Here is an 18,825-nt window from a genome sequence, read left to right on the forward strand (position 1 = left end):
TATCATTGCTTTTCGGATTTATACAATAAAAGATAATTGGAAACAAACACAAAAAACGCCCACTACGATCGTGAACGTTTATAAAAGTTTATGATTTATGCACTTTTACTAATTAAGCGTTACTTACCAATCCGAACAGCCTTATGAAGTAAACCGTTATTTTCCACGAGGACTACTTCACTGGTGTCCGCTTTTTTAAGTTGATAGATAGCTGAACCTTTTTTCAAATAGTTGCTCTCTCCATCCGCACGATCCAGCTTTTCATACGTTTGGCCTTGCTCTAGATTCCCTACTTCTTCATCTGTGAGTGTGGAAGACACTTCACCAAGTTTTTTTCCTTTTAACTGATCAGGAAGGTTTCCTTCTGTAATAATTTTGAATGTACCTCCATCAGCCCATACTAGAAAAGGATAAGCAGAGACTTGCTCACTTGCTTCATTCTCGGATTCTGCACTAGCTAAATCTTCTTTTACTACTTCCTCTTCCCCTACCTCATCATCTTTTTCCTCTATTTCAGCTGCTTCTCCTTCATCTACAGCCTTATCATTCGTTTCTTCTACTTGATTTTCCTGAGGAATTGTCTGATTAGGACTTGAAGCATCCTGTGCCTCATTTGTTCCACATGCAGCAATCATCAGCATAAAACTCAAAACAGCAGTCATTTTACATAATTTAAAAATATTCATTCTATCTTCCCTTCATGTTGTTCGTTAGTTGTAATTAATATTACTCGAAATTAAGGGTTCATACCATCCATAAGTTATGTAGTTTAGACCCTCGTACTATAAGGAAATCACATTTGCGGCTGTTATTCCTCTTTGTAACTTTTCTTCTTACTTATTAAATGAATCCACCAAGCCATCCCGCCAACACCAAGAGCTATTATAACCGCCAAGAAAATAATATAAAAGCCATGTATATTCATCTTCACCTTACCTCCTCTTCATTTCTTATAACCATCTATGTTCTATTCTTAAACTTTCTGCTGTTTTGTAAACGATACGTAAAACATTTATGCCGTATTTTGTTTAGAAAGCTTAAAAGCCGTTTAATTTAATTTTAAGATTCTTTTGGATATTTGTAGAAATATTGAACTAGTTCTGTTAGACTATTTGTAGATACGAAAATAAACTGCATGTGTACAAAGTATCTTTTTTCAGATGCACGAAGACCTGTATTATGTACTTATTACGATCTGCATAGGAGAATAGGCTTATGAATAAAGAAGCGGCGATTGCCATCAAACGTAACCAAGAAATTATAGTGAAAAGTAAAAATGGGGAAACGATCTCAGGCTTTCCGGTCGAAACCGACCACCCTTCTCGTCTTATCCTTCGTACGACATTCGGACCTGTGTGGATCCCATATGAGGAAGTAGAACAGGTCACGAGAATTCTAAGCATAAAAAGATCTAAGAAATCCTGTCTAACTTGTACTCGCTAATCTAAATGCAATGATTTGAACGAAAACATAGAATAAAGTCGGGAGGTTACTCTTCCGGCTTTATTTATTTGTACATCTTTATTAAAATTAGTGGCTAGGATATCTCTGCATATCCTATAAGTGCTGATGGATATGTTAAGAAGAGAACAGGCAGCAAATAAAGAAAAGGTAAGGGAGGTACGCTCGAATGAATAATATCCCAAAACTGCTTATCATAGCAGGCATTGCACTCATTGCAGCAGGCGTTATTTGGATGTTTGTAGGTAGATTTATCTCGATTGGACGTCTACCAGGAGATATTCATGTGGAGAAAGGGAATTTTACTTTCTATTTTCCAGTGGTTACATGTATCATCATTAGCGTACTTCTTAGTGTTATATCCTGGATTGTTCGTTATTTTATGAAATAAAAAATATTCACCGCTAGTATAGAGTCCAGTAGTCGAGTCCATTTCCACGTGTAATCGGTCCAATACTCGGCGCTAGATAACTGCTGTCTCCTAAAGGCTCCCAACCCTCAATAATAAGAATTCCACGAGCACTCGACTTGTCTTTCCATACAATAAACTGTTTTTGTTCCAGTTCCGCAAGTGCCTTACGAATTTGAGACCATGATTTCCCCGTCTTTACTTCTAATTCAGCGACCTCTGGCATTCGGCCACGCTGCCCACTAAAATTAACTAAAATCCGCAATAGTTTACGCTCAAAATCAGGTAACATCCTCTTCAACTCCTTAGGCTGTTCGTGTTGTTGTCGTTCGTACAGGCTGATAAGCCAGCACGTTCTCTTCATTAAAGGTACGAGGTTCATTCGTAAAAAGACATGTCGAATAAATATTTCCATTACGGATTTGATGAATTTCAATATTCCGCTGGGTTACCTTCCCACGGCGATCTAAATATACAATTTCCACTTGTCTGCCAATATATTTACGCGGCATATATGTCACCTCACCAGAACATTTGTTTGCATTTATTATATAGGAACAAGTGTTCCTTTGCAATCTCCTTATTTTTACAAAAAAACACCAACCCAATCTTCCAATACTGAAGACTAGGCTGGCGTTATTTATTCCTTATTCTTTGGGGCTGACTCGTAATAGCTGGTAAATACGATAGTAGCAGTCAATACAGGATCTGCTATACTACCTGACTCGCTTCGCTGCTGTAATGCGAATGAATCCACCTTCATGAGTCTTGGAAGTGATTCTAATTCTTTCATAAAGCTTTCCATCTGTGACAGGGTTCCCTCCAGATCTGCATTCATCTTTATTTCGTGAATCCGAGGATACATCGTCTCTTGTTCATTAAGCATAAGATGGAGTTCATTCTCTCCAGTAAGTTGGAAATCAATCGCTTTAAGCGTAGCTTCCGATCTTGCGGTAACAGCACGGATATCTAATATTAACTGGTCTGCCATGTCATTTTGCGGAAGTGCATCCCATTCTGGGTCTATAGAATCTTGTCCCTCCACGTTTCCTTTCAACTCGTCCAGCTTGTTTTGCAGCAGCTGCTTTTCTTCCTCGATCTGAACTAGCTCCTGACTTTGTTCATCCAACTTGTCGATGGTCGGTGAAAGACCTAACCAATAAAAAGCAAAAACGAGAACAAAACCAAGAAGCAAAGCGAGTACGATGACAGATCTATACTTATTTATCCGCTCCATCACCGATCACCTCCTCCTGATCTTCCGACATCGATCCACTTGCTACTGACTCTTCGGATAGGTGTATCTCTCTGTCTAAAGAAACTTGGTATATGGCAGTGTACTGCCCGTTTCCTTGAGCTCCATCTGAAAGATTCGTTTGACGTCTAACCAGGTTCGCAATCATTGCATCCTTAACGAAAGGCATCTCTCTTAGTGAGCTCAGATATTCAGATGCCTGTTCCATCTGCGGTGTATATATCGTAATTTCCATAGCTGAACCGTATGTATATCCAACATTTCTAAGTAATGCACCATGCGGCAAATAATGCTCAAGTTCTTTTAACATGGATACCGGACTATCTCGATACTCCCTTATCTCCTGTATCACTTCTTTACGATCAAGTGGACTAAGACCCGAGACACTTACTAACCGAAGTTCATCCTCTATACTTTGCCTCTGCTCTTGAAGTGCTATGATCCGCTGCTCCTGATTACTTATTTCCCCTTTGTTCACGATATAAAAACTTCCTGTAGCGGCTACCCCTATAATCCAGACCCCGACTAAAATCATAGCGATGTAAGGAAAGTAAAGGGCTTCTTTATCTTCTCGCGGAAAAAGGTCAATATTATAACTTCCCGCCGATTTAAGGGCAGCGCCTGCTGCTAATCGATACTCATTATAATCTGCATTCACAGGTAACTGTGTGTCCATCCGAAGAAACGCTTCTTCTGTAACAAGAATCTCGGGAAGAGAAGTATTCAGTTCATAAGTTAATTTCTGTCTTAATTGATCCTGCCCTGTTACGATAATTTCCTCAATACGTGCCTCGCCATCATGAAGACTGTATTGATAAAAATTAAGCATACGGGCAATTTCAGCAGAAATTTCATCTGATTTTAAGGAGGATATCTCGCCTTCCTCTCCAGCCAGATCAAATAGACTTAAAGTACGCATGAATACCAAGTGACCTTTACGAAACATATATACATCTAAATAGGAAGCCTCTAGCTGAATGAGCATTGTCTCACCAAACTCTCTAGACGTGCCGAACGTAATCAGCCGGGAGAGTGCTGTTCCCGAAATTTCTACGCCAGCCACTTTTAAACCCGCTTCTTCCACCACATCAACATACGTTTGAATCACTTCACGAGGCGTTGCGAAAACAAGAATTTCCGTTTCTTCCTCTCCGGTACTCGTTACTATAGAATCATAGACCGGATGTTCAAAAGGCAGGTGCAGCCCCGTCTCTACTTCTAACTGAATAAATTGTTCTACCTGTTTTCCATTCGTGGTTGGCACAGAGAGTTTACGAATCACCATCTGTGAAGGCGGAACAGACAAGAAGACTTCCGTTCCTTTTAGCTTCTCATTTGTGACTGCTGTTTGCAGTTGTGTGTATAGGGCGTCACGATCCTGAATTTGATTCTCTTCCATGACCCCCGGCTCTAAAGGAAGGAAAAAATGTTTTTCAATGTCCTTTGTTTTTTTCGCGAGACGGACATAGCGAATTCCGGATTGTTCAATAGAAAGACCGGTTAATTTCTGCGTTCTGCCCAGCATAGTTAGTTCCTCCTATAAAATAAGTGAAAGGTATCCCTGAATGATCTCGGAACCATAGCCAAAAGAAATCAAGGTCCCAATCATCAGCCATGGGCCAAAAGGTATCGGCTGTTTGCGTGATACTCGTCCGATCAGCATCATCCCTCCTCCAATGACCGTTCCTAGGAAACAGGCAATTAGAAAAGCAAGGATCAGCTCGGGTACTCCGAGGACGAATCCGCATATCGCAAATAATTTCACATCCCCCATCCCCATTCCGCCCCGTAGAGCGAACAGCAGGATGATGCCCCCTCCAAGCAAACCGCCAAGTACATGCTCCCACCGAGGCTGAGTAGGAAAGAGTAAAATCCCCAGTAATAGTAACGGCGCAAAGAAAAGCAAAACTTTGTTTGGAATTCTCATATATTTGAGATCAGATAGACTAACAATGACAGTCAGACTAACAAGCAGAAGGCCGATCATTCCCTCAGGTGTAACCCCAAAGCGCAAGACGATCCACAGATAGAGTAAGCCCGTAAGTATTTCTCCCGCTGGATACAAAAAAGATAAGGAATCACCGCAATACCTGCATTTTCCGCGCGATAGGAGATAGCTGATAACAGGAATAAGATCAACTGTTCGAAGTCTTGTTCCGCAATGACCGCAGCAAGAAGGCGGATTGATGATTGATTTTCCAACAGGTACTCGGAGTGCAACTACATTAAAAAAAGAGCCTAATACAAGACCAAGAACTGATACGTATATCGCAATAAAAAGGGTCATGGGAATCGGTTCACTTTCCACATTAAATTTGAAACAGGAACCAGGGATTATCCGTGGTTCCTGTAGGGGTGTTGAGGGTGGTATAAATCTCCTATCACCTTTTTTAGTAATAAGAAAGACTTACTACATTTATTTTCATTATGGTGTCGTTTTAACTCCAAGAATTTCAGATGCGCTATAACCATCCGTCTTCCCTTTACCAGGTGGATCTAATTTCACTCCAGTTAAATTACCATGTTCATCAAAGGAAACAATAGTGGTTTCTTCGTTCAACTTCACCTTGCTACTAGGCAGAGCAATATTTTTTTCAATAAAGTTATTACTTTGTAGTACACCAAGCTTCACCGTATTTACAGTGGTAAAATCTCCGTTTTCCTCTCCAATAACATACAATCTTGCCGCATCATAAATTTGACGCGCAGTAGCGAGATCACCATCTTCCTTCGAATTATCAATTACATTACCGATCAACGGAATAGCAATAACCGCGATAATAGCCAAAATAACAATAACGGCGAGCAACTCGATCAATGTAAAACCTTTCTCATCTGCGAGTCTTGCTTTTCTTGCTTTCAGTGCTTGTGTTAACATGGTAAATCCCCTTCCATACTCTTATTTGTTATTTAAAATCTACATATTTCCGTAGATACTGAACATCGGCAGCATAATTGACGCTACGATAATACCAACCACACCCGCTAAAAAAGCGATAAGCAGGGGTTCTAGCAAAGACTTCATCCGATCGACTGTATTCTCTACATCCATCTCGTAAAAGTCAGCAACCTTCTCCAGCATCTGATCGAGGGACCCTGTCTCTTCTCCAATCGCAATCATCTGTGTAACGAGCGGAGGAAATACCCAAGCTCTTTTTAACGGTTCGGATAAAGGCTTCCCCTGACGAAGTGAATCCCCTGCGCTGTGAATGTATTTTCCGATGACTTTATTCCCTGAGATATCTTCAACAATAGCCAAAGCCTGCAATACAGGCACGGAACTTGCATACAAGGAAGCAAACGTCCTTGTAAACTGAGCAATGGAACCTTTTTGATTCAACTTGCCAAATACAGGTACCTTCAGTTTGAGGTAATCCAGCAGATAAGCCCCTCGCTCGGTACGTTTACACACCTGATAAAGTATGATCATCAGCAGAACGCCCAGTAGCCAGAAGTACCACTGACGCTGGATGCTGTTACTGAGCATAAGAACCATCTGTGTAATCACCGGAAGCTCCGCATCCATGGACTCAAACATCGTGACGAACTGAGGAACAATCGCCCACAGTAAATATACAACAGCTGCAATTGCCATAATCCCCACTGTAAGTGGATAGGTGAGCGCTGATTTGATCTTTTCGGTTGTACTGTGCTGTTTCTCGTAATAGATTGCAAGCCGATCAAGCGTTCCTTCTAAATCACCTGCTTCTTCACCCGCCCGGATCATACTGACAAATAAAGGCGGGAATATGCGCTTATGATCCTGCACGGCTTGTGAAAACGATATCCCTCTCAGCAGACTCGAATTTACATCAAACAATGCTTTTTTCAGCGGTTTGCTCTCCGTCTGTTCCGTAAGAATCTGATTGGCATCAACAATGGATACACCTGCCCGAATCAGCGTGGCAAATTGTCTGCAATAAATAATAAAATGAATCGGTTTTACCGGATTTCCAATATAAATATCCATCTGTAAAATGGTTTGCTTCGTTTCCTCTAACGAGAACACCGTCACATCTCGTTTACGAAGTTCTTCCATGGCCGTCTTTTTGTCTGCAGCACCCAGTTTGCCGCGGATCTGTTTCCCACGATTAGTCTTAATTACATATTCAAATTGTTTCATCCAGAACTCACCTCAGCCAAATATGACTTCGCACTTGAAGCAAGCACTTGTCCCTCTTTTACAAGATCACGTACAGCCATTTCCATCGTCTGCATGCCAAATGCTTTAGAAGTCTGCATCACACTCTTAATCTGATGCGTTTTGTCACTGCGAATGAGATTGGCTACAGCAGGCGTATTAATCATCACCTCAGCAGCACATACTCGGCCTTTCCCATCCGCTTTTGGAAACAGACGCTGTGATATGACAGCAACAAGAACAGAGGATAACTGGGCGCGAATCTGGGCTTGCTGGTGTCCTGGAAATGCGTCCATAATCCGATCAATCGTCTGCGGTGCATCTGTAGTATGAAGTGTTGAAAGAACCAAATGTCCTGTTTCTGCCGCCGTAACCGCTGCGGTGATCGTCTCTAAATCTCTCATTTCTCCTACTAAAATCACATCAGGATCTTGACGAAGCGCTGCCCTTAGACCACTCGCAAAGCTCATCGTATCTGTTCCTACTTCCCTCTGTTCCACAAGACTTGATCCTTTGGTATGTATGTACTCGACCGGATCCTCCAGCGTAATAATATGCTTGCGTTCGCTTCGATTAATATGATCAAGAATGGAAGCCAGCGTAGAAGATTTACCACTTCCAGCTCTCCCTGTTACTAGAATGAGACCTTGTGATTTCTCAGCCAACGTGCGCACCACTGAGGGCAAACCAAGCTCATCCAGCCCTTTTACTTGCGAGGAAATGAGACGAGCGGCAATACTAACTTCACCACGCTGTTTATAAACATTGATGCGAAACCTAAGTCCATCTTCGAGAGAATAAGCGAAATCTAGTTCTCCCCGTTCTTGAAATTCTTCATATCCTTTCGTTCCAAGAAGGAATTCTGCCATTTCCCATGCCTCTTCTGAAGAAATAAACTCACCTTCCACGGGTTTCAGCAATCCATCAATACGCAGGACAGGCGGGGAATCAAGCGATATATGAAGATCAGAGGCACCCGATTCATAAGCAAGTCTGAGCAGATGGATGATACTATGATTGTGCATTTCCCTCGTTCCTCCTAGCTATGTGAAACAGACTCTCGCATAATCTCCTGAATGGTCGTAATTCCGCTTTCTACTTTCATAAGGCCGTCCGTCATCAAGGGAACAAGTCCTTTCTGCTGAGCCATATAGCGCACTTCTTCTACCGATGCGGAGGAAGCAATCAGAGAAGCAATCGCATCATCAATCTTCAGAACTTCATGAATCGCGACACGTCCACGATAACCGGTATTGTTACAGTATCCACAACCTTTACCGGCATATAACTCATCTGTCTTTATCCCGTGATTTTGCAAAATAATCGATTCTTGCATAGAAGGAACATACGCTTTTTTACATTCCGTACAGATCTTTCGAACAAGGCGCTGAGCGACAACCCCTAGTAAGGAAGAAGCAATAAGATAAGGTTCAGTTCCCATATCTCGAAGCCGCATGATGGTACTTATTGCATCGTTTGTATGTAGCGTTGATAACACAAGATGCCCGGTTAACGACGCCCTAACTGCAATCTCTGCTGTCTCTGTATCCCGAATTTCACCGACCATAACAACATTCGGATCTTGTCTCAGAATAGAACGAAGGCCCGCGGCAAAAGTAAGTCCAACCCCTGAATTCACATTTACCTGGTTAATCCCTTCAAGCTGATATTCCACGGGGTCCTCAATAGTAATGATGTTGACGTCTTCTTTGTTCAGATGATTCAAAGCAGAATAAAGAGTCGTTGTTTTCCCGCTGCCTGTCGGTCCTGTAATAAGAAGAATGCCGTATGGACGTTCAATCATCTGTCTGAATAACTCGCTATTCATCTCACTAAACCCGAGTTGATCAAGGGATTCTACACCTGATGATTGGTCCAAAAGACGAAGCACAATCTTCTCGCCATGCATCGTCGGAAGTGTGGAAACTCGAATATCGATCATTCGATAATCCAGCTGTATTTTCATCCGCCCGTCTTGAGGTAATCTTCGCTCTGCTATATTAAGCTCGGCCATGATTTTAATTCTCGCCGTAATATATCCTTGCATCTGCTTTGGAACCTGACGTTCTGTTCGCAGGGTCCCATCAATACGGTATCGAATTGCTAAATAATCTTCACTCGGGTCCATATGAATATCTGAGGCTTTTAACTGCACAGCTTGCTGTATCATTTGATTGACGAGTCTGACAATGGGAGAAGCTTCGTCCGTTATCTCTGTTTCTTGAAACTCTTCCTGAGTGGGAAGTTCCACCATCATCTGAGTCATGGAGTCGCGAAGTCCATAATGCCTTGCAATCGCTCGCTGCAAATCATCCCGTGTTGAAATAGCGGGTTCAATTCGAAATCCCGTCGTCATCCGCAAATCTTCAATTGCAAAATAGTCGAGTGGATCGACCATAGCCACCATGAGCTTCCCGCCTTCTTTCATAAAAGGCAGCACTTGATGACGTTTGGCCATACTTTCGGGAATAATCTGGGTGATTGCAGGATCAATATGATATTTGAATAGACTGACATGAGGGATACCTAGCTGGAATTCCAATACTTCGATCAGCTGCTGTTCTGTAATGTAACCATGAGAGATAAGTAAATCCCCAAGTTTCATTTTTAGATCCCGCTGCTTTACAAGCGCTTCTTGTAATTGTTGCTGTGAGATAATTCCGTTCTCGACCAGCAGATCCCCCAGCCTTTTTTTAATAACAGTCATAACAGATCACCTCGTGTACCCTGGCTTTTATGCTGAATAACAATGAAAATGATTACATTCTTAGTAAATCAAGACTAATTACTCACTCAAACGTGAATAACTACTTTATTGCACTTAGATAATAATACTTTAAACCTACTAATCTATTGATTAGATATGTATTTTGTCCTAGAATGATATATATCATAGTTTGGAAATATTTACAACTTTGAAATTCCTAAAACAGTGTATTCAGGAACATTAGATTTAAGTTCGAAACGATCGAAAAAATATAAATGAGAATGGAGAAAAATATAGGTTAATCCTATGATAAATCAGTATTTTTTCAATGAATGAGGAGGGAGTTTAAGATATGAAGGACTATGTTCAGAAGAATAAAACACTCGGAATATTTATATTAATATTATTTATCGCCTGTTTTCTTACTATGCAAATAAAGGACTTTTTTACTACAGCAGAAGCAAATTCATCCGCCTACAAAATTCGACTGCTCGAAATAACGGATTCTGGTACAACTGACCTATCTTCTCTTCAAAAAGATAAACTAGGCATCACTGTGGAAACAATGAGCATGAAAAGATTCGTATCTCTACGAAATGAACTTGATGGTTTATACGATGCCATTTATATTGGCTCGGGGGTGTATAGCACCAAACCTGTGCAAGGAAATGACCATAATACAAAAACAGTGATGAACGATATAACCAAATTGAAGGCAGAGGAAATAATAGATAACTATATTAATAGAGGATTATATGTTTTTATACATACACAGCCTTTTGTTGAGCAACAAGGCGGAAACCCAGGAAATCTGTATAACTATTTTAATACATACCGATCTACGGCCGCTCAGCCTAATGTTATATTTGTAGACAATGCCTCTTCCGCACAGTTTCTAACCGCACTTAATGAGGGCAGTTCACTTTATTTATCAAAACTTAAACAGAGGCCTCGGCTACATATAACGAATAAAGACTCCATTATTGATTACGCAGTGAATCCGGGTCATATTTATAACATTGGTGATGAACTGAAATTTGAGTTTGAAGTGTCCAATCGGCAAGATTTTGCAAAGCAGCCCATAACTGCGAATCTATATTTAACGGTTGATAAATCTTCAAAGCTAAGCAAAGAACAGATCGTAGCAACCACCACATTAAAAACTGGTCCAACCGGGAAAATCACTTACAAACTTCCTAAGACTTATTCTGGACTGCTCTACTGGAAACTCGAAATTATAGATCAACTGAATCCTAATCAGCTCAAAGATTATGATACAGGTACAATCCGGTTTCGTGGTAAAAAGACCCAGGTATCCATTCTACAGGTCCTTCCTGCCAAAGAATCCGTCCGAACGAGCAGTCTGTTATATACAGAAAATATGAATCAAAGCTTTCTGAAAAATGAAGATTATGAACTGAGTATCCAAACGAAAACAATTCCTGAGTTCAACGAGTATATAAAAGCAAATTACAATTCCAAACAAGGGTATGGACTAAATGGAATATATGACATGCTGATCTTTGGATTTGCTGACATCTATAATACGAAAGCAGATATCAGTTCATTAGCAGCGGATGGTGTTGTAGAATTTGGCGAAAAAACAAAACAAAGTATTATGTTTACGCATGACACGATCTATGCAAGTACAGCGGAGTGGGTAAGCAAATTTCAGAAGATGACGGGACAAATAGCGCCGGAGACAAACTTAGGATTCAGGGGTCCAGCAAAGTCTACTACCGTTGCGGGGGTAAACAGCGGGCTGTTAACAGATTATCCATTCCAACTGGATAAGACGAGCAATATAGGTGAGTCATTATACAGCGTAGCTACTACGCATAATCAGTATTTTACACTTGATCTTGAAGATGACTCTGTTGTGCCTTGGTACAATATTTCAGGAGGCAGCCGAGATGTAAGTGATAGTTGGAATCATTACTATACCTATTCCAAAGGAAATATCACCTATTCAGGTACAGGACATATTTTCCAGAGTAACCTCTCTACTCAGTTTCCAGTCTGGGAACAAAAGTTGTTTGTAAATACCATGTACCGTGCTTTCGCAGGGGCAAACCATGCTCCTGAAATTACGATTCTATCACCAGAAAATAATAGCAGCAGACCATCGTATCAGAAGGATTTTTCAGTTAGTTATACAGTGGACGACTGGGACTTTAAAGATCGAAATATTTTGACCAGTATCCACTTTAAAGCCGATGGCGATGCCTTACCTAATATGTCGGTTAACAATAAACCCGTTACCACCGGACAGACAATTACACAGACGTTCAAGAACCCGCTCCCCGAGGGAGGTACACTTGAGATCATCATTACTGCCGAGGATAAACAAGGAGCAAAAGCGGTTCAATCCCTTATATTAAACTTTGAGAAGAAATCAACTATGCTCGAAACATCCCGCCATCTTTCTGAACACGTCATTAACAATGAACTTAAAAAAAACGAACCCGTGAGCATCACCTATCAAATTACACCCAAATCTATTCCATACAGTGAGGTGGATAAAGGCATACAAGGCATAGATAATTTGGTTTTATCTAATCTTGAGTATACAGAAACGTTCCCTGCTCAGCTGAACATCGATAATACACCGGATGGGGCAATAACGGTTGGGGACATATCTTCGGGTTATCAGCTTCGTTTACCGCTTGGAGATGTTTTCTATGAATCCAAAGAGCAGAACGGAGTTATGATGTATATTCCAAAGACTCAGGAACCCATAACTTATACCATAACAGTCAGACCTCTAAGTAAAGGAGTATATTTACTGGATCAGTCCCAGCTGGAATATGATGATCTTCGTGCAGCAGTAACGTTAGAAGAGGAAAATGGGCAACAAAAATATAGGGATATATCAGAGCTTTTCCCAAACATGGGTCCTTTATCTCCACTTGGACTCCCGGCTGACCTTTCCTTGTATGCATTAAATGATGTTCAGAACTCTGGTTTTGCCTTTCATGGCAGGGTTATTGCAGGTGGTAATATTACTTTAGATAGTTTTGGCATCGGCGAAAAACTAGAAGAGGCTGCCAATTCAACCTACTCTGTCATTGCTCTAAAGTCACTAAATCTTGGAGAGGGTTCTGTAAAGTATGGTAAAGTAGCATACGGTACAACAATAAACACTCCAGAATATCATAATTACCAGACTGTAAAAGAAGTTAATTTATCCGCCGATAATCTAAATCGGCGCCTTCTCTCCTTATCAGAGCAGTTGTCGAAACTTCCAGCTACAGCTGAGCCCAAGATATATAGTGAGGATTTTTCCAATTTTCCTGGTGAAGATTTTTCCAAGTGTCAGCTCATATTATATGGAAAAGAAGAGACAGTAAATATTTTTCATGTAACAGAGAAAATGCTGGCTGCATCCAGTTGCACTTGTATCTATGCTCCTGTTGGTTCTACCGTGATCGTGAATGTGGACGGTGCATCAGCAACCATGAGCGGCGGAATTAAACTCATGAATGTCGATTCAAATCATGTACTGTATAACTTTTACAACGCTTCTTCGGTTTCAACAACATCCATTGATGTGTTTGGTTCCATTCTAGCTCCAAAAGCGAATTACGAACTTAAAGGCAATGTCTTTGGTACCGTTATCGTACGTAATATGTCAAACAGTGGTTATTCGATCCGGTCTAGCCCGTTTCAAGGCGACATTGGTCTGCCGCCAACCGAACCAGAAACACCAGTAACACCAGAACTACCCGATTCATCTGATCCATCAGAGCCAACCACGCCCATTTCACGTGTCACTTCTTTGTTCCCGACTTTGTTACTCAAAGCTGTGGTCAAAGTAGAGAAAATTGAGGCCGAAGGTACAACGATGCTAGTTGGTACGGAGCATAAAATTACGCCAACTATACTTCCAGAAGATGCAGATAATAAAATGTTGCAGTGGAGAAGTTTGAACTCTGATATAGCTACTGTATCTGATGAGGGGGTCGTTCGTGGTCTAAAAGGCGGGATCGCAAACCTAGAGGTTTCTGCTATAGACGGAAGTGATGTTACTTCCATTGTCACTATCAAGGTTATTAACCGAAGTTTAACTATTATTGGACCTAATACTGCCAAAACAAATGAAACGATCGATCTTGAAGCAATCTACATTACAGCGAATGAGAATGTAACCGGGTATAGATGGGAGGTAATAAACGATAACGGACAAAACAGTTCCGACAAAGTAATCTTACATCCAAATCTAAATGACCAGAGTAAAATCAGCATCTCGGCAATAAAGAAAGGAATTGTCACACTCGTGGTGACCGTCTTAACAGATCAGTCTCCTAATGGTGTGAAATCAAGCGAACATACGATTACCATTAGCGAGCCGATCAAGCAGATTTTCATCGATGGACCAAGCCAAGTCATGGTTGGCGATCTAATAACCCTTGATGCAGGCACCATCCCCTATAACCCGGATATAAAGCATTTTATATGGTCCTTAACCGGAGATGGTAAAACATACGCTACGCTAACCCCTTCAGAGGATGGGAGAAAAGCGGAACTCACAGGCGTCAAATCAAAGGATAAGGTTGAAGTGAAACTCTCACTAAGTGACGACGAAGGATCTCCTCCTTTAACTGATGTTAAGTTGGTGAGCATTAAACCGAGACTCGAAGGCCTGCATTTGTCAGATACCACACTTGATATTGGGGGTTCTGAAAATTTGGCTCGGAATAAACTAACATCTTTCCCTAGGGATTTTGATCCCTACCTGCTAAAAGACAGACTCACTTGGATCAGCAGTACTCCTTCTGTTGTTTCGATAGATGAGATGGGTATTGTCACTGGAATAAAAAAAGGTGTCGCGACGATTACGGTTACTTACCACAGTCCCCAAGCTGGACAGAGTACAGTGACAGCCAGCGGCACTGTAAAAGTGAACGCAAAAAGCAGCGAAGATCGATACTAGGCCAAAACAAAACAAATAACCCGTGCAGGGAGAGAATCACATTCACACCCTGCACGGGTTATTTTTCGCTTAATTACAAATATTTAATTCAATTTGATTGGCCCCACTTGAACACTCATCTGATTAACCCTTGGAAGACCCTTCTGCTGCTGCTTGTATACTTCTTCATTATACCTGGCCGAAAACCGAACTAAGTTGGTCCCTGGCGTAATTTGAATGACCCCATTTCCAGCAAACGTCTCTCCACGTACTGCGTTGACCGTAAGATCTCCTTTGGCAAAGAAACCGCCGCTTAAAGAAAGGATTGAACCTACCCCATAGAGCTCCGCTGTTGAATCGGTATAGAAAAAAGCTTGTATTACTTCTGTTTTACTCTGAAAAGCATCCAGCCGGTTAATAAGTACTGCGCCTTCTGACATCACTACCCCAGAACCGCTAATCGCGGCATCTTCCACAAGCGTAGCATATCCCTCTCCTCCTGATGGACCTAAAACATATATAGTAGAATCAAGCTGAACATTACCTCTAATCTGCAATTTTCCCGTAACTAGCATATTGGCCTTTATCATGATAGGCGTGTCCTTATAATTATTAATTGTCAAATCCCCGTCTACAACAAACCAATGATCACTTTTAGACTCGTATTCAATTCCTCCTAGCTCTACACCATCATAGGTTAGATCACCGTGGTAAATAAAAGACTTGTCCGGTTTCGTAAAACGCTCGATCTGGTTTCTGTAATAAGCCCAAGCATGCTGATCTTCTGGTTTATCTGATTGTTCAGGAATACCGGGTTTTGTTGGGATTTGATCTGGCGCATCATATAATACAGGATAATTCCGTAGAAACTCACCTAACGTATGATTATTGATGTGTTTTCGAATAAGTGATCTGTCAATTGCTGAGTTTTTTAAAGACTCGATAACTTTATCGACAAAAGACTCCCTCACATTCAGCTGTACGAACTTGCGATGATTTCGAACGCGCAGCTGTTTCTCAGGGATAATGAATTGGCTGCTTGCTCCTTCGCTAAGCCATTCTTCGGCGCTTTTTGTAGTATCGTTCAAAGTGTATAAGACTTGTTTAAGTGATTGAATATGTGCTTCTCCATCCAGCTGAAGAGGAGACGAGAACAATGTTTGTACATCCCTCGACTGATAATAATATTTCGCCTTATCCCCGATCCTCAGATTATTCCCTGCATAAATATTCCCCTGAATATAAGGAGAACCATTAATAGTTAAATCGTTTTCTGAACCTAAAGTGTATTTCAGAAAGTCAGGGTAGGTATCATAAATGACTTCTTGCGTGAGTTCACGCTGAACACCATTTACCTCTGCTTCAACGGTTAACGTCACGTGATAGGCCGCTGCCTGTTGTTGGTAACTTACTTTTTTATAATCCAGTTGAAGCAGCTTACCTGTTGCATTTGTCAGCTCTGTACTGGTCATAAGGTCTTTATAAGACCCTTGCTCTAAACCAGATAGATAGAGGTCCACATCACGTTCTAATTTTTCTTGAGTACCATCTATACTTTTAGTGACAATCGACTGCAAATTAGAAGTTATACCAGCTATGACTTCTTCCAGTGTTTTTTCTGCGAGATGTAAACTTTGTACATCATTTTCTCTCGTCTCTGCCCGCTGAGCACCTCCGACCGCGGCACTTAATACAGCAGTCCCGAGAATGGTAAGCAAGAGGGCAATAAACATAACGAGTACCAGCGCAGAACCGTGTTCACCAGCAGAAGCCTTTACCACCATTTTCTTTGCTTTCACTGAAAAGATCCGAGCTATCTTATTAAAATTAAACATGTGCTTGTTCTCCTAAAATCCAAATTTACTCTCTAGTTCAAGCGAATAATCCCGGTCATTCTCCTGTCTTTGCAGTACAAGTTTGATATAGATAAGCCCAGTCTCGCAGTAGGCATCGTTTTGACAAAGCCTTTCATCAGCCGTTTTTGCCACAATAGTGGACTGATCAAGTACGGCTTGTATTGAAGTAGCAGATGTACTAGATATGTATTCTTCCTCTTCAGCTAAAATTGCTTTTGATGTATATTCTTCTATCACTAGCTTTCCTTCTCGGATGGCAATTTCTCGGTGTTCTGAATTACCTGCTTGTCCTCTGCTAAGAATGATACCGTCCTTACTATTTTCGATAGATTCGGGAGCAAAGGTATATAGTTCCGTCATAATGGACGACATGATGAGATCACCCTCATCCCGCAGTGCATTCTCGGTAGTTATGCGGTGATATTCACGAAATCCAGAGAAAGTAATAACCGAAATCAGTCCAACAAGAATCGTGAAAATGGTTATGGCCGCAATTAACTCAATAAGGGTAAACCCCGCATCTAGATGCTGGTTATCTTCTGATTTTTTCATCTGTAATATAGCCCTCCACTACGGCTTCGTTTCTATGTCCCCTTGGACCACCAGGCCCCGTAACAGTAACTTTCACAGGCAGTAAATAACCCGCTAATGATTCACCGTCTTGCGACGAATCCATACCACCGCCAAGTTCCAAACTTTTAATTCTAGTACCATCCTTTAATTGCTGATGAAGCTTCGACTGATAAGAAATAACAAGCTCATACTGCACATTATTCACCTTTGGATTCAATACCTCTGGTAGAGTGTGAGCATTCCTGAATAAAGAATTATACTTACACTCCGTTACCTGGGTGCAGGAACTCCCTTTTATAATCGGCGATCCCTCTTTATCTGATTTGAAGTATGCATCCATCTTCGTAAAATCCTGCTTCTCCAAATAAACCAATGCATTACGCGCTAAATTCACCATGACTGTCTTATTCTGATTTGATTTAGCATAGGAATGTGCATTCATAAAATAGGAGAAAACAACGAGAGAAACAATAGATAAAATAATAGTAGCTGCAAGCACTTCCACCAATGTAAAACCCTGCTCTTTCTGAATTTGTGCTTTCAAGGACGAAGATCCCTCACGATCTTTAGCAATCTGCTTTCGAGTTACAAGGAAATTATGTAATACTTCTTTCATATTGCTTCATGTTTCTTTATATATCGACATTTTGGAAAACGGCTGCAGCCATAAAAAGAACCTCTAGAACTGTTTCGCAGTACTAGATGATTTCCACACCTTGGGCACGTAAATTCCTTGGTTGGAGCATCCGTAATTACTTCGCTTGGTTCTGGGAATTTCTCTCCCTTGTTCTTCATTACCAGGATCATCTCTATTAACCTATCTCGGTTAATTAATTTCACTCGATTCGAATTAGCGAGGTTACGTGCAGCCTCCGTATAATCACTACTCGTTACTACCCATGCCTCTGCCGCCCCGTAATGAGCGATAGCAGCCTGAGCTTCCTGTACCGCTTTGATCCCTACATTATTACGGTAACGCTTAGCTTGGACAACAATCTTCCTTCCCGCTTTCTCTAAAATCAGGTCAGCCCCATAATCCCCAGCAGCTTTCGTAACCTGAGTCTTATAGCCCTGAGCAGCAAACAGATGACTTAGATATTTCTCGAACTGAATCCCATCCATCTGATCAATATCCTCTATTCCTGAGCGTTTGAGTCGTCTGATTCTCTGATACTTAATATTAATTAAAACAGCAATAAGAATACCTAGAGATATAAGGCTTATCACGATAGATAAATAAACTGATTTTGTCATCACAAAGGTACCAAAACCCGTTACAATGATCACAAATAGAAAGGTTGACTGAATAAGCTCCTCCCGCTTTTTTACTTTACTTTTGCGTCTAGCCATTATAAAAGTCCTCCGTCTTTCTTTGAATCTAGATAAATATTCGACATATAGGACTAAATTCCTGCTACTAAAGACATATTCCAATAGAATCATATGCACTATATTAAAATAAAAAAAAGAAAAAGACCTCTTGCAAAAATGCAAGAGGTCTTTTTCTTCAT

General features: G+C 41.0%; 17 protein-coding genes. 3 read left to right on the forward strand and 14 right to left on the reverse strand.

All coding sequences use genetic code 11. From position 1 onward, the window contains the following. Window positions 1-119: 119 nt before the first annotated feature. Entirely contained in the window at window positions 120-686 is a 567-nt protein-coding gene (locus QPK24_RS17570) for a hypothetical protein (RefSeq protein ID WP_285743346.1), read from the reverse strand. A gap of 529 nt (window positions 687-1,215) precedes the next feature. Here QPK24_RS17570 and QPK24_RS17575 point away from each other — a divergent pair. Then, window positions 1,216-1,443: a hypothetical protein gene (locus QPK24_RS17575; protein WP_285743348.1), complete on the forward strand. Its 228-nt coding sequence runs from the start codon at window positions 1,216-1,218 to the stop codon at window positions 1,441-1,443. A gap of 187 nt (window positions 1,444-1,630) precedes the next feature. Then, window positions 1,631-1,852 (forward strand): DUF2905 domain-containing protein, encoded by a 222-nt coding sequence (locus QPK24_RS17580; RefSeq protein ID WP_285743350.1) that lies wholly within the window; start codon window positions 1,631-1,633, stop codon window positions 1,850-1,852. A gap of 13 nt (window positions 1,853-1,865) precedes the next feature. On the opposite strand, the gene QPK24_RS17585 is transcribed toward QPK24_RS17580, so the two are convergent. From QPK24_RS17585 to QPK24_RS17625, 9 genes are all read right to left on the reverse strand, one after another. Continuing rightward, on the reverse strand, window positions 1,866-2,162 hold the full coding sequence (locus QPK24_RS17585; RefSeq protein ID WP_285743352.1) for a hypothetical protein: 297 nt from the start codon (window positions 2,160-2,162) through the stop codon (window positions 1,866-1,868). 13 nt (window positions 2,163-2,175) lie between these two features. After that, entirely contained in the window at window positions 2,176-2,382 is a 207-nt protein-coding gene (locus QPK24_RS17590) for a hypothetical protein (RefSeq protein ID WP_285743354.1), read from the reverse strand. A 128-nt stretch (window positions 2,383-2,510) separates the two neighbouring features. Then, entirely contained in the window at window positions 2,511-3,107 is a 597-nt protein-coding gene (gene pilO / locus QPK24_RS17595) for a type 4a pilus biogenesis protein PilO (RefSeq protein ID WP_285743356.1), read from the reverse strand. Further along, on the reverse strand, window positions 3,091-4,650 hold the full coding sequence (gene pilM / locus QPK24_RS17600) for a pilus assembly protein PilM (protein ID WP_285743358.1): 1,560 nt from the start codon (window positions 4,648-4,650) through the stop codon (window positions 3,091-3,093). Before pilM ends, pilO begins: the two co-directional genes overlap by 17 nt. Before the next feature lie 12 nt (window positions 4,651-4,662). Beyond that, window positions 4,663-5,412, reverse strand: a complete 750-nt coding sequence (locus tag QPK24_RS17605; RefSeq protein WP_285743361.1) for a prepilin peptidase — start codon at window positions 5,410-5,412, stop codon at window positions 4,663-4,665. Between the two features lie 138 nt (window positions 5,413-5,550). Next, window positions 5,551-6,003 (reverse strand): prepilin-type N-terminal cleavage/methylation domain-containing protein, encoded by a 453-nt coding sequence (locus tag QPK24_RS17610; protein WP_285743363.1) that lies wholly within the window; start codon window positions 6,001-6,003, stop codon window positions 5,551-5,553. 39 nt (window positions 6,004-6,042) lie between these two features. Next, window positions 6,043-7,248, reverse strand: a complete 1,206-nt coding sequence (locus tag QPK24_RS17615; protein ID WP_285743365.1) for a type II secretion system F family protein — start codon at window positions 7,246-7,248, stop codon at window positions 6,043-6,045. Continuing rightward, window positions 7,245-8,291: a type IV pilus twitching motility protein PilT gene (locus tag QPK24_RS17620; protein ID WP_285743367.1), complete on the reverse strand. Its 1,047-nt coding sequence runs from the start codon at window positions 8,289-8,291 to the stop codon at window positions 7,245-7,247. Before QPK24_RS17620 ends, QPK24_RS17615 begins: the two co-directional genes overlap by 4 nt. Window positions 8,292-8,305: 14 nt before the next feature. Then, window positions 8,306-9,973, reverse strand: coding sequence for a GspE/PulE family protein (locus QPK24_RS17625; protein WP_285743370.1), 1,668 nt, complete (start codon window positions 9,971-9,973; stop codon window positions 8,306-8,308). 352 nt (window positions 9,974-10,325) lie between these two features. Between QPK24_RS17625 and QPK24_RS17630 the strand changes: the two genes are divergently transcribed. After that, on the forward strand, window positions 10,326-14,906 hold the full coding sequence (locus QPK24_RS17630) for a choice-of-anchor A family protein (RefSeq protein ID WP_285743372.1): 4,581 nt from the start codon (window positions 10,326-10,328) through the stop codon (window positions 14,904-14,906). Between the two features lie 83 nt (window positions 14,907-14,989). On the opposite strand, the gene QPK24_RS17635 is transcribed toward QPK24_RS17630, so the two are convergent. The 4 genes from QPK24_RS17635 to QPK24_RS17650 form a co-directional block, all read right to left on the reverse strand. Then, window positions 14,990-16,720, reverse strand: coding sequence for a hypothetical protein (locus tag QPK24_RS17635; RefSeq protein ID WP_285743374.1), 1,731 nt, complete (start codon window positions 16,718-16,720; stop codon window positions 14,990-14,992). Window positions 16,721-16,732: 12 nt separating this feature from the next. Continuing rightward, window positions 16,733-17,293, reverse strand: coding sequence for a pilus assembly FimT family protein (locus QPK24_RS17640; RefSeq protein ID WP_285743376.1), 561 nt, complete (start codon window positions 17,291-17,293; stop codon window positions 16,733-16,735). Further along, window positions 17,274-17,858, reverse strand: a complete 585-nt coding sequence (locus tag QPK24_RS17645; protein WP_285743378.1) for a PulJ/GspJ family protein — start codon at window positions 17,856-17,858, stop codon at window positions 17,274-17,276. Before QPK24_RS17645 ends, QPK24_RS17640 begins: the two co-directional genes overlap by 20 nt. 68 nt (window positions 17,859-17,926) lie before the next feature. Next, window positions 17,927-18,664 carry a restriction endonuclease gene (locus tag QPK24_RS17650; RefSeq protein ID WP_285743380.1) on the reverse strand — a complete coding sequence of 246 codons (738 nt, stop codon included), beginning with the start codon at window positions 18,662-18,664 and terminating at the stop codon, window positions 17,927-17,929. Between the last annotated feature and the right edge of the window lie 161 nt (window positions 18,665-18,825).

Origin of the sequence: Paenibacillus polygoni, from assembly GCF_030263935.1 — a bacterium.
Taxonomy (GTDB): domain Bacteria; phylum Bacillota; class Bacilli; order Paenibacillales; family Paenibacillaceae; genus Paenibacillus; species Paenibacillus polygoni.